Source organism: Tsukamurella hominis (genome assembly GCF_965137015.1).
GTDB lineage: Bacteria > Actinomycetota > Actinomycetes > Mycobacteriales > Mycobacteriaceae > Tsukamurella > Tsukamurella hominis.
This window is the reverse complement of sequence record NZ_CBCRZG010000012.1, coordinates 43,048-55,293: the sequence shown is the minus strand read 5'-3', so window position 1 is coordinate 55,293 and position 12,246 is coordinate 43,048. Positions and strand designations below refer to the sequence as shown.

Genomic DNA, 12,246 nt, shown 5'->3' with positions numbered 1-12,246 from the left:
GCACCGTCGGACCGGACGAGCAGGGGGCTACGACCCGATGTTGCCCGACTTCTTCCACACCGCGACCACCGACGGACGGGGCTGGCTGGAGCCGCCGTCGGGCCAGTGCGAGGTGGGCTTGTCGGCGGTGGCGTCGTCCGTCTCGCCCGGGTGCTGCACGGCGACGAGCACGCGGTTGTCGCGCACGACGGGGCCGCAGGTCTCGGCGCCGAAGGGCACCGTGAGGAACTGCTTGGTCAGGCCGCGGTCCTTGCCCTCCAGGACGACACCGAACAGGCCGTCGTTGCTGTCGAAGGTGGAGTTCGTGCCGTCCGTCGAGATCCACAGGTTGCCGTGGGAGTCGAAGGTGACGTTGTCGGGGCAGCTGATCCGCGAGACCTTGGTCTTGTCGAAGCCGCCGTAGTAGGTGTCGGCGGCGGCGGGGTCACCGCACACCAGCAGCAGGTCCCAGGAGAAATCGGTGCCCGTGTGGTTGTCGGTGATCTCGAGCAGCTGACCGCTCTTGTTCTTCACGCGCGGGTTCGGCGTGTCGATGCCCGCCTTGCCCTCGGTACCGCGGTCGCTGTTGTTGGTCAGCGCGCAGTAGATCTTGCCGGTCTTGGGGTTCGGCTCGATGTCCTCGGGGCGGTCCATCTTGGTGGCGCCCACCTTGTCGCCCGCGACGCGGGTCCACAGTGCGACGTTCTCGGCCGGCATCCCGTCGACGTGCGACTCGGCGCTGCCGTCGGCCTTGGTGGTGAGCAACGGGATCCACTTCCCGGTGCCCTTGTAGCCGCCCTCGGGGACCTTGCCGTTCTCCACCTGCTGGCCCTCGAACTTGGCGACGTACAGCGTGCCCTCGTCGAGGATCCGCATGTTCGACTCCATCGCCGCGGCGCCCTTGCCCGGCTGGATCTTCCGCGAGCTGACGAACTTGTAGATGTACTCGAACTTCGAGTCGTCGCCGCAGTAGGTCACGACCTCGCCGGTCGGGGTGACGTAGATGTTGCCGCCCTCGCGCTTCATCCGGCCCAGGGCCGAGTGCTTGATCGGCGTGGACTTCGGGTCGTGGGGGTTGACCTCCACGAGGTAGCCGAAGCGGTTGATCTCGTTGGGCTCCTTGGACAGATCGAACCGGTCCTCGTACTTCATCCAGTGGTGGGCGTCCTCGTCCTTGCCCACGCCGTACCGCTTCCAGCCCTCCTTGAGGCCGTCCAGCGGCGGCGTCTCGGCGCCCGAGAAGTAGTTGGTGTAGTTCTCCTCGCCGGAGATCATGGTGCCCCACGGCGTGATGCCGCCGGAGCAGTTGGCGATGGTGCCCAGCACGCGGGTGCCGGTGGGGTCCGCGGCGGTGCGGGTGAAGAAGGTGCCCGCGGCGGGACCGCGCAGCTCGAACTCCGTCGAGGCGGTGATGCGCCGGTTGTACTCGCCCAGAACGGGAGTCAGCTTGCCCGAGCCGGGCTCGCCCTTGACCTCGACCACGGTGATGCCGTGCGCGGCCATCTCGACCCGCACCTGGTTCTCGGTGGGGTCGCCCTCCTTGTAGCCCTTGAACATCGCAGTGCCGGTCGTGTACTCCTGGTTGCACACCATGAGGAAGGTGTCCGGCTTGCCGTCCACGGCGATGAGATCCGTGAAGTCGTTGTTGAAGCCGAACTGCTGCGCCTGCGCCTCGGGGGTCTGGTTGTCGAAGTCGAACTGCGGCGCGCCCGGGACCACCGGATCGCCCCAGCGGATCACGACGGCCTGCTCGTAGCCCTCGGGCACCGTGACGGCGTCGGCCTTGTTCGGGGTGATGGCGGTGAAGTTCAGGCCGGGGGCGTTCACGTTCTCCGCCGGCGCGCCGTTCCCCGCCGCCGCGCTCGAGGAGGCGCCGGCGCCGGTGGAACCGTTGTCGCCGCACGCCGCGAGGACGGTGACCGCGCCCGCGCCCAGCGCCGCCACGCCCGCGCCGCGCAGCACGGTGCGCCGGGTGATGTCGCCGAAGTACTCGTTGTCGGACTGGTTGTCGTGCTCGCGGAAGCACTGGTTGCCGCACTTGTACTTGCAGGTGGTGTGCGAGCGGGCCGACTTACCGTCGTGATCGGTGAGCAGGCGCAGGTTGGGCAGGCGCATGGGGTCTCCCTGAGACTGAGGCTGAGCGGGATCTGTGTGGCTGAATCCCGGTCAATGTGTCAGGGCGACGTGAGCGTCAGGGAAAGTCACGGTAACGGAAGCTCAAAGTACATTTAGGTGTGCACAGGAAATAATTCGCCCGGGTCGGCGCCGGACCCTCGGAGGTCAGCGGCCGCCGTTGGCGAGGTGGCGCTCGGCGAAGGCGTCGAGGGCGGCCTCGGTGCCCTCGTAGGGCTCGCCGTCGCGGGGCCAGTGCAGGATCACGTCGGTGAAGCCGAGCTCCGCGGCGCGGCCCACGGCGTCGTCGGCGGCGCCGGGAGAGCTCAGCGAGTACGTGCCGCCCGAGTCGATCGACAGGTAGCGGTTGACGGTGCCCCGGTCGCGCCCCGCGGCGTCGAGCGCGTCGTCGAGCCGTTGGGACAGCCCGGCGACGCGGGACCACCAGGCGTCGCCGCCGTCACCGTCGGGCCCGGTGGTGACCCAGCCCTGGCCCTGCTCGGCCACCAGCTGCAGGCCCTTCGGGCCGTTGGCCGCGAGCACGAAGGGCATGCGCGGCGCCTGCGCGGGCGTCCCGACCATGCGCGCGTCGACGGCCCGGTACAGCGGACCGTCGAAGGAGATGGGGCCCTCCTGTTCGAACCGGAGCAGCACGTCGAGGTCGCGGGTGAACTCGACGAAGCGGTCGTGTCGCTCGCGCGGGGTGAGCTCGGGCTGCCCCAGGACGAAGGCGTCGAATCCGGTGCCGCCGGAGCCGATCCCCAGGAGGAGGCGGCCGGCCGCGATCTCGTCGACGCCGGCCAGGTCCTTCGCGAACGGCACCGGGTGGCGGAAGTTGGGAGAGGTGACGAAGGTACCCAGCCGGATCCGCTCCGTGGCGGTGGCCGCCGCGGTGAGCAGCGGGACCGTCGCGCCCCAGGGCTGATCCGCGAGGGTCCGCCACGACAGGTGGTCGTAGGTCCAGGCGTGATCGAACCCGAGCTCCTCCGCCTTCCGCCAGCGCCGGCGCGCCTCGGGCCACGGGTACTGGGGCAGGATCACCACTCCGAATCGCACTCGTCCACCCTACGACTCGTGACCGCGACGCACGACCTCGCGCGTTCGAGTCGTGCGATGGCGTGCTGGGACCTAGGGTTTTCACGTTCGGCCGAACCGGCCACGTCCTTGAGAAGGGATACATCCATGTCCACACCGGTACCCGCCGCGCCGAAATCCGGCGTCCGCGAGTTCACGACCCGTGCCGTCCTCCTCGGCGGTCTGATCACGCTCGTCTTCACCGCAGCCAATGCGTACCTGGGCCTGAAGGTCGGCCTGACCTTCGCCACGTCGATCCCGGCGGCCGTGATCTCGATGGCGCTGCTGCGCTACTTCGCGAACCACTCCATCATCGAGAACAACATCGTGCAGACGATCGCGTCGGCCGCGGGCACCCTCTCGGCCATCGTCTTCATCCTGCCGGGCCTCGTGATGATCGGGTGGTGGGCGAACTTCCCGTACTGGACCACCACCCTGGTCTGCCTGATCGGCGGCGTGCTCGGCGTCATGTACTCCATCCCGCTGCGCCGAGCCCTGGTCACGGGCTCCGACCTGCCCTTCCCCGAGGGCGTCGCGGCGGCGGAGGTGCTCAAGGTCGGCGACACCGCCGAGGGCGCCAGCGAGAACAAGCGCGGCCTGGGCCTCATCGTGCTGGGCTCGCTGGCCTCCGCGGGCTACGCGCTGCTCGCCAAGATGAAGGTGGTCGCCGAGGGCCTGTCGACCACCCTGCGGATCGGTAACGGCGGCACCCTGTTCGTGCCCGGCCTGTCCTTCGCGCTCATCGGCGTCGGCCACCTCGTCGGCGTGACCGTCGGCTTCGCGATGATCGTCGGCCTCGTCATCTCCTACTTCGTGCTCCTCCCGATCTGGACCGCGGGCGACCTGCCGGACACCGGCAGCATCACCAAGGTCATCTCGACCGCGTTCAGCACCGAGGTCCGCCTCATCGGCGCGGGCGCGATCGCCATCGCCGCCGTGTGGACGCTGATCAAGATCCTCGGCCCGGTGCTGCGCGGTATCGCCGACTCGATCGCCTCCTCCCGCAAGCGCCGCGACGGCGAGCTCGTCGATATCACCGAGCGCGACATGCCCTTCCCGTACGTCGCGGCCATCGTGATCGCCTCCCTGGTGCCGATCGGCGTGCTCCTGTGGACGTTCACCAACGGCACCGCACTCGAGGGCCAGGCCGGCGGCATCATCACGCTGAGCATCGTCTACATCCTGGTCCTCGGCCTCGTGGTCGCGTCCGTCTGCGGCTACATGGCCGGCCTCATCGGTGCGTCCAACAGCCCCGTCTCCGGCGTCGGCATCCTCGTCGTGCTGTCCGCGGCGCTGCTGATCCGCGCGGTCTGGGGACCGTCGGAGGGCGATACCGCTACGGCGCTCATCGCGTACACGCTGTTCACCGCGGCGATCATCTTCAGCATCGCCACCATCTCCAACGACAACCTGCAGGACCTCAAAACGGGTCAGCTCGTCGGGGCGACGCCGTGGAAGCAGCAGGTGGCGCTCGTGATCGGCGTCGCCTTCGGCTCCGCCATCATCCCGCCGGTGCTCGATCTGCTGCAGAACGGCTTCGGCTTCGTCGGGGCACCCAACGCGGGCGAGAACGCCCTTGCGGCGCCGCAGGCCTCGCTGCTGGCGAGCTTGTCGAAGGGCGTCTTCGGCGGCGATCTCGACTGGGGCCTCATCGGTCTCGGCGCCCTCATCGGGGCCGTCGTCATCCTCATCGACGAGGTGCTCTCGCGCACGTCGAAGTTCCGCCTGCCGCCGCTGGCCGTGGGCATGGGCATGTACCTGCCCATGAGCGTGACGCTGATGATCCCCGTCGGCGCCCTGCTGGGCTTCTTCTACAACCGGTGGGCGGACGGCTCCGCGACCGGCGAGGTGGCGGAGGGCCGCAAGCGGCTGGGCACGCTGCTCGCGACCGGCCTCATCGTGGGCGAGTCGCTGTTCGGCGTGATCTACGCGGGCATCGTCGTCGCCACCGACAAGGACGAGCCGCTGGCCCTGCCCTTCATCGGCGAGAGCTGGCTGCACTGGGGCGAGGCGCTGGGCGTCGCGCTGTTCGCGGCGATCTGCGTCGCGCTGTACGCCCGCACCAAGAAGGTCGCCGCGGAACCCGCGTAGCCCCGGCGGTTCCGGCGTCTGTGGGATCGTGTTCGCTGAGCGGACACGATCCCACAGACGTTTTCAGCCGAGGAAGGGCGCGAGCTGCGGGATGGCGTCGCGGGGTGTCTTGGCGTTGATGCACTCGCCGATCGCCTGCAGCTTCCACTCCCCGCCCTGGCGGGCGATCGTGCACATGACGATCCCCGTGTAGGGCATGCCGCCGGCCAGCGCGAACCGCGCCAGCTCGACGCCCGTCGTCGAGTCCACGAGCCGGCAGTAGGCGTTGTCCACCTGGTCGAAGCGCTGCCCCTGGTACGAGCTCACGATGAACACCAGCGACGTGACCTGCGGCGTCACCGCGGGCAGGTTCACGTTCACCACCTCGTCGTCGCCGTCGCCCGCGCCGGTGAGGTTGTCGCCCAGGTGCTGGATCGAGCCGTCCTTCGACTGCAACTGGCCGAAGTACACCACGTCCACCGGCCGCTGCCCGGCGAACAGCACCACCGAGGCGTCCAGGTCGATGTCCTTGGCCTTCGAGCCGAACAGGCCCTGCTTGCGCACCGGGTCCCAGCCGAGGCCCATTGCGATCCGTGTCAGCTGGACGCCGCCGTCCTTGCGCAGCACCACCTTCTGGCCCTTGGTGAGGTCGACGCGCTTGTTCTTGGTCAGGCTGATCTCGCCCGACCCGGCCGCCGGCTGCTGGCCCGCGAGCTGCGCCGTCGGCGTGAAGGGCTCCTGCGCCGGCGGCTGCGGGGCCGGGTTCTGCTGTGGCGCGGGGGTGTTGAAGTAGTCGATCGGGGCGCTGCCCGACGGGGCCGACGGTGCCGTCCCGCTCGCGAAGTAGTCGATCGGCTGGCCGGACGCCGCAGACGGCTGGCTCTGCGCAGGCGGAGCCGGGTTCGACGGTGCCTGCGGCGCGGGTGCCGGGGGTGGCGAGGCGGCGGGTGCCGGTGCGGCGGGGGCGTCGTCGACGCTGACGCCGTGGTCGCGCACGAGGTCGGCGAAGCCGCCCGCGTAGCCCTGCCCCACGGCCCGCACCTTCCAGTCGGCGCCGCGCCGGTAGATCTCCACCGCGATCACCACGGACTCGCTGCTCAGGCCGTCGATCGCGTACTCGTACAGCGGGGCACCCGCACCGTCGGCGACGCGGGCGACGGGCGCGCCGAACCGCCCGAAGGACGAGGAGGCGTCGTCGAGGGTGATGGCGACGCGCACCTGCGCGATGTCGGCGGGGAGGCCGGCGCCGTCGATGCGGAGGGCGCCGTTCGCCAGGCTCACGCCGGGGCCGGTGGGCTGGTTGAAGAAGACGAAGTCGGCGTCGGAGCGGACCTTCCCGGACTCGGTCACGAGCAGGGCGGAGACGTCCGCGGGGGCCGGCAGCTCGACGGTGACGGTGACCGGGCCGGCGGGCAGCGGCCCGTTCTGGCCCTTGGACAGTGCGGTCATCGGATCTCCTTGATCGGATCGGGGACGGGGTCTGCGGTGGCGGCGCGGGTGAGCCAGTCGACGATCTCGCCGCCGGCCGCGATGCCGGCGCCGGCGGTGAGGGTCAGGTGCGGGAGCGCGAAGCCGAGCTCCTGGAGCTCGCCGTGCCGCGGGCGGATCGCCGCGTCGGCCGCCGCGAGCAGGTCGGTGTCGAGGGCGCCGTCGCCGGCGGCGAGCCAGGGCGCGCCCGGGTCGAGGGCGCCGGCGTTCTCGAGGCGCCGCCGGACCTCCAGGGCGGCACGGGACTTCGTCACCGGCTCCGGGATGGTGTAGAGCTTGCGACCCTGTTGCGAGATGCTCCAGCCGAGCGGCGCGCAGTACGCGCTCCACTCGTCGACCACCTCGGCGGGGACGCGCACCTCGGACACCACGTAGGCGAACAGGCCCGGCACCAGGCGCAGGCGCGCGCCCCACTCCGGGGCGAGCCGCGTCTCCAGCTGCGCCGCGATGCGGTCGAGGTCCGCGGGCAGCGCGGCGAGCAGACCGCGGATATGGGCCTGCCACTGCGGGTCCGGCGCACCGTCGACGAGGATCTCGCCGCCGTTGGAGCAGATCGCGAACCGGAACGGCGCGCCCGGCAGCCGCACCCGGCGGTACTGCTCGGGCGTCCGGGTCGTGGTGGGCACCACCGGGGTCGCGGCGGCGAGCGCGGCGAGGCCCGCGTGCGCGGCCGGGGTCATGTACGACAGCGGCGCGTCGCGGTAGATCTCCACGCAGATCGGGTCGGCGGTGGCGAACACCGGTCCCGCGGCGGCCTCCGAGAAGATCAGCGTGCGGTCGAGGTCGCTGGTGACGAAGGCGGTCACGAGTCCTCCTTGATCAGGCCGATGCACGCGTACGCCAGGCCCGGCACGATCTCCACCGGCACGTCGCGCTCCGCGGCGAGGCGGCGGATGTGCAGGTGATCGGGATCGTCGGGATCGCGCAGCAGCACCCGCCACGGGACCCTGCGCAGCAGCACCCGGGTGGTCTCGCCGATCCCCGGCTTCACCAGGTTCGCGGACGTGACCCCGTACTCCGCGCACACCCGCTCGACGGTGGCCCAGCCGGACCAGTCCGGTTCGCGCGCGGCCGGATCCGCGGCGAGGCGGGTGGCCTCGGCGCGGGCGGCCGGGGCGGCACCGTCGAAGGCGTCCGTCACGGTGTCGAGCAGGATGCCGGAGACGTCGTACGGGGCGAGCTCCGCGTAGAACTTGGCGCCGTGGAAGTCCGCCGGCCCGATCAGGTCGGCGTTGAGCACGGTGCGCGAGACGAGCCCGGAGACCGTGGAATTGAGGCACGCGGAGGCGATGAGGAAGTCGTCGCGGGTGCCGAAGGTGCGCACGCAGTGGCCGGGGTCGGCGAGCACCGCGAGGTCCGGGTTCAGCCGGGTTCCGGTGGCGGCGGCGTACTCGTCGAGCGCCGCCGCCAGCTCGCGGGTGATGGCGCCCTTGCCGGTCCAGCCGTCCACGAAGACGATCGACGCCGGATCGTGGTGGGCGACCAGGTGATCGAGCGCCACATGATCGATGCCGCGGCCGCGCACGATCGACACGGCGTAGTGCGGCAGGTCCAGTCCGTGGAAACGCTGCGCCCACCGCCGCATGAGGATCCCGATCGGGGTGCCCGCGCGAGCGAGTGAGACCAGGACCAGGTCGCGGCCGCGCTCGGCCAGCAGGAGCTCCGTCACCGTGCCCACGGCCTCGGCCAGGCGCGGCGCGGAGGCGGCGAGCGCCGCGTCGAAGAGCTCCCGGTACTCGGCGCTCGGCTGGTACTCGATGGGCAGCGATTCGGCGTAATGCGCCTCGCCCGACTGGATCCGGCGCTCCCGCTCGGCGATGTCGGCCTCCAACGCCACGTGGGAGAGGTCCTTGAGCAGCCAGGTCACCTCGTCGGGCGCGTACGAGCCGAAACCCGGTCCCCGCAGCGGCGGCGTCGCGGCGGTCATCGGGCCGCCGCCCCGGCGCGGGCCGCGGCGAGCGCGGCCTGGTCCGACGCGGGCACGATCACCGCGAGCACGTCGTGCCCGGCGGCCGTCAGCACGTCGAGCAGCCCGCCCGGGGCGCGCAGCCGGTCGGTGTCGGCGGGGGAGTCCGCGACGAGGACGATGCGCGCGTCCTTCCCCGGCCACGCGGCGTTGTACAGATGCCGGCGCGGGGCCTCCTCGTCCGGCTCGGGGGAGAGGAACTCGAAGCCGCGGCGCAGCGGGTAGCCGTCCTCGTCCCGGACCAGGGCGGGGGAGCGGGTGGTGGTCTGGAAGCGCACCCGGAAGCCGGTGCGGGCGAGCGACTCCGCCGTGCACAGCGGCAGGTACATCAGCTCCTCGTGGCCCACCACGATCACGGGGCGGTCGTCCAACTCGGGGGCGATCGCGGCAGCGACCGCCGCGGCCGCCTCCTCGAGCCGCGGCTGGTCGGCGGCGAGCACGCCGTGCCGGCCCCCGTCGGGCACGTCCTGCGGCCACGCCGCGTGCACCGTCCGCACTGTGCCCGGGTGCGGCACGCGGGGATTAGACGGGGTCGCCGGCAGGTCCGCGACCCGCGCGGGCAGGCCCTCGGGCAGGTCGACGGTGCCGCGCGCCAGCGCGACGAAGGCGACGTCGAGCCCGGCCGCGGCGGCGACGCGCTCGTTGTCGACGACGTGCTCCGGCGCGCGCAGGTCGACGAGCGAAGCGACCACGTAGCGGCGGTGCGGCGCGAGGCCGTGCAGCGCCCGGATCGAGTCGAGAGCCGTCGCGCCCGTGGAGATCTCGTCGTCCACGAGCACCAGCGTGTCGGCGGCGGAGAGCAGGCCGGGCGAGGTGGGCTGCAGCAGGTGCGAGGTCGCGTGCGAGTGCCCCTCGGTGAACTCGCCGTGGGTGATCGCGCCGGGGCGGCGCGTGGACTGCAGGTACACCGCCGCGCCGAGGCGCGCCGCCACGCAGTGGCCCAGGCCCGTCGCCGTCTCCGCGAAGCCGAAGACCACGCAGGGGCCGTCGAGGCGCTCCGCGACCAGGTCGGCGAGGCGATCCGCCGCCGCCCGCACCGCGGCGGGGTCGGCGGGGACGTGCTTGCCGAGGACCGTCGAGACCAGCAGGTGCGCGCGCCGCGGATTGCGGCGCAGGCCCGGCACGATCAGCTCGGCGAGCTCCGCGTCGCCGCGCACGTGCATGCCGAGGTCCGCGCACAGGATGGGCGCCATTACCGTCCTTCCACCAGCGCGGTCAGCAGGTCGACGAAGCCGACCTCCGGCCGGGTCACCCCGAAGACGTCCGCGCGGATCAGTGTCTGCCGCGCCCAATTGCGGTGCGGTTTCATCTCGTTCATCTTGTTCCGGTAGCTGGAGGCCTCCACGCCGCCCGCGTCGCCGCCGACGATGTCGAGGGCGTCCTCGTACTCCTCGTGGGTCACGGCCGAGAGCGCGTGCACCGCCGCCACGTGGGAGGGGTGGATCACCGTCTTGCCGTGCAGGCCGTTCGCCCGGTCGAGGGCCGTCTCCCGCAGCAGCCCGTCGAGGTCGCGGCCCACGAGCTGCTCCCGGAACCGCGCGGCGTGGTTGCGCTCGAAGGGCGTGGCGCGCAGCAGCGGCCGGAACATGCGCTCGTGGTCGGCGAAGTACTCCCACACCGGTCCGGTCACGACGAAGCCGCTGCCGTCCGCTCGGCCGAGGCGATTGACGATCGCCGAAATGGTCTCGGCCACCACGTGCACGTCGTAGATCGTGAGGTCGCGGTCGCGGCGGATGCCGAACAGCGCCGACATGTCGGTGGCGCCGATTCGCACCGCGAGGATCCGCTCCCGGTGCTCGCGCAGTACCCCGGAGATGCCCGCGAGCTGCTCGTCGCGCGTCTCGCGGTAGACGATCTCGGGCGTCTCGAGCACGGGCATCGCGTAGAGCTGCTGCGACGGTGCGCGGTCGGCGATCGCGGCGAGGGCGGCGCCGCCCGCCGCGGCCGTGAACTTCGGCAGGACGACCCCGGTGAGGGCGCGGGCACCGTCGCCCAGGTGGTCCAGCAGCTCGGCGGTCTCGGCGGTGGCGCGCGGCCGGATGAAGAGCAGCGGCAACGGGTCCGCGGCGTCGGCGAGCTCCGCCAGCGCGGCGGTGGCGGCGTCGATCGCGAGGTGGACGGCATCGTCGGCGACGGCGTCCTCGAGGTCGATGACCATCGAGAGCACCCCGTCGTCCCGGCGCCGGCGGATGGTCCCGGCGAGGTCCGCGCGGGTCGCCGGCACGTACAGGGTGGCGCCGAGGGCGTGCGCGAGCTGCTCGCGCGGCGCGGTGCGGTCGAAGGGCTGCGGCGGGCGGTGGAACAGGCGGGTGCGTACCTCCTCCGGCAGCTGGCCGAAGTGGTGCAGCGCGCCGGTCACGCCCGCCCCCGCATCCGGTCGACCGCGTCGGCGATCACCCGGTCGATGTCGGCCAGGGTCTGCAGGTACTGCCAGTAGTCGGGGTGTACCCGCTCGAGGTCGGCGATGGCCCGCTCGATCCGGGCGTGCTGCGCGTCGAGCACGCTGCCCCAGCGGTGCACCTGCTGCTTCTGCACCGCGAGGTGCTGCGCGTCGCGGAGCGCGAAGCGGGTGCGGGCGGCGACCGCGGCGGGATCGGCCTTGGCGGACCGCAGCGTGCGGAGCCGCTCGCCGACGGCGTTCACCGCGGCGTCGGCGGTGTCGAGGTGGTCGCGGGCGGTGCCCACGTCCTCGAGCGCGAGGTCCGGCGTGCCTTCGCGGAGGCGGCGCGCTGCGGTCGCGAGTGCGGCTTCCGCGGCGGCGGACTCCCGCGCCGCCACCTTGTCGTTGTCGACGAGATCGGCCGAGCAGGCCGCGCTGAACTCGCGGAGCAGCGCTGACCGGGTGTCCGCGAGGTCGCTCGCCCGGTTGCGGACGGCCTGCAGGCGGGTGCCCGCCGCGGCGAGGGACCGCTGGGCGTCGTCGCCGATCCGGGGCGCGGCCTCGACCGCGGCGGTGAGCTCCGCGGCCTTCTCCTGCACGGCCCGGGCGGCCGCGTCGCGCGCGACGAGGTCCGGCGCGGTGTCCAGCTGCCGGACCGCCTCGACCAGTCCGTCGGTGGCCCGGACGACGGGGCGCAGGGTCAGGTAGGGCGCGGTCGACGGTGCCGCCAGCAGGTCGGTGGCGCGCTCGGCGGCCACGCGGGCCGCCTGCTCCTGGGCGGCCGAGCTGGCCCGTGCGCCGCGGGCGTTGGTGAGCGCCCGCTGGTGGTCGGTGTGGAACCGGTCCAGCACGGAGACCAGATCGGCCAGCTCGCGCGCGGTGGCGTCGCGGTCCTGCGGCGTGGGCGGCCGCGTGCCGGACTGGCTGCCGCTGGCCCACAGGTACCGCTCGGTGGCGCCGCCGAACCGGTCGCGGATCGTGGGCCATTGCCGCACGGCCGACGCGTTCGGGTTCTGCGCCGACAGCGTGCGGACGTCCTCGTCGAGGGAGCTGAACCGTCGATCCGCATCGAGGAAGGCACTGGTCAGCGCCGTGTCGCCGCCCGCGGGCGGGCTCGGCGGGGTCCCTGCCGGGTCCCCGCCGAACAGCCTGCGGAACGGATTCGCTGCCACGATCT

General features: G+C 72.3%; 9 protein-coding genes. 1 reads left to right on the top strand and 8 read right to left on the bottom strand.

Annotated features, from left to right (window positions below; translation table 11 throughout):
• Positions 1 to 27: 27 nt before the first annotated feature.
• Together ACM9LD_RS15540 and ACM9LD_RS15535 are read right to left on the bottom strand one after the other, a co-directional pair.
• Positions 28 to 2,094, bottom strand: a complete 2,067-nt coding sequence (locus ACM9LD_RS15540) for a PhoX family protein (RefSeq protein ID WP_415677504.1) — start codon at positions 2,092 to 2,094, stop codon at positions 28 to 30.
• Positions 2,095 to 2,259: 165 nt separating this feature from the next.
• Positions 2,260 to 3,147 (bottom strand): LLM class flavin-dependent oxidoreductase, encoded by an 888-nt coding sequence (locus tag ACM9LD_RS15535; RefSeq protein WP_415677503.1) that lies wholly within the window; start codon positions 3,145 to 3,147, stop codon positions 2,260 to 2,262.
• Between the two features lie 126 nt (positions 3,148 to 3,273).
• On the opposite strand from ACM9LD_RS15535, the gene ACM9LD_RS15530 reads away from it, so the two are divergent.
• Positions 3,274 to 5,256 (top strand): OPT family oligopeptide transporter, encoded by a 1,983-nt coding sequence (locus ACM9LD_RS15530; protein ID WP_415677502.1) that lies wholly within the window; start codon positions 3,274 to 3,276, stop codon positions 5,254 to 5,256.
• Between the two features lie 63 nt (positions 5,257 to 5,319).
• Here the strand turns inward: ACM9LD_RS15530 and ACM9LD_RS15525 are convergent, their stop codons facing one another.
• Genes ACM9LD_RS15525 through ACM9LD_RS15500 form a run of 6 tightly spaced genes read right to left on the bottom strand, consistent with a single transcriptional unit; the run spans position 5,320 to position 12,241 of the window.
• Complete coding sequence (locus tag ACM9LD_RS15525; protein WP_415677501.1) at positions 5,320 to 6,684, bottom strand: TerD family protein; 1,365 nt, start codon at positions 6,682 to 6,684, stop codon at positions 5,320 to 5,322.
• Positions 6,681 to 7,529 (bottom strand): HAD family hydrolase, encoded by an 849-nt coding sequence (locus ACM9LD_RS15520; RefSeq protein ID WP_415677500.1) that lies wholly within the window; start codon positions 7,527 to 7,529, stop codon positions 6,681 to 6,683. Before ACM9LD_RS15520 ends, ACM9LD_RS15525 begins: the two co-directional genes overlap by 4 nt.
• On the bottom strand, positions 7,526 to 8,650 hold the full coding sequence (locus ACM9LD_RS15515; protein WP_415677499.1) for a cysteine protease StiP family protein: 1,125 nt from the start codon (positions 8,648 to 8,650) through the stop codon (positions 7,526 to 7,528). Before ACM9LD_RS15515 ends, ACM9LD_RS15520 begins: the two co-directional genes overlap by 4 nt.
• Positions 8,647 to 9,882, bottom strand: coding sequence for a phosphoribosyltransferase family protein (locus ACM9LD_RS15510; protein ID WP_415677498.1), 1,236 nt, complete (start codon positions 9,880 to 9,882; stop codon positions 8,647 to 8,649). The genes ACM9LD_RS15515 and ACM9LD_RS15510 overlap by 4 nt, the downstream gene beginning before the upstream one ends.
• Complete coding sequence (locus tag ACM9LD_RS15505; RefSeq protein ID WP_415677561.1) at positions 9,882 to 11,036, bottom strand: HpcH/HpaI aldolase/citrate lyase family protein; 1,155 nt, start codon at positions 11,034 to 11,036, stop codon at positions 9,882 to 9,884. The genes ACM9LD_RS15510 and ACM9LD_RS15505 overlap by 1 nt, the downstream gene beginning before the upstream one ends.
• 8 nt (positions 11,037 to 11,044) lie before the next feature.
• Positions 11,045 to 12,241, bottom strand: coding sequence for a hypothetical protein (locus ACM9LD_RS15500; protein ID WP_415677497.1), 1,197 nt, complete (start codon positions 12,239 to 12,241; stop codon positions 11,045 to 11,047).
• Positions 12,242 to 12,246: the final 5 nt, after the last annotated feature.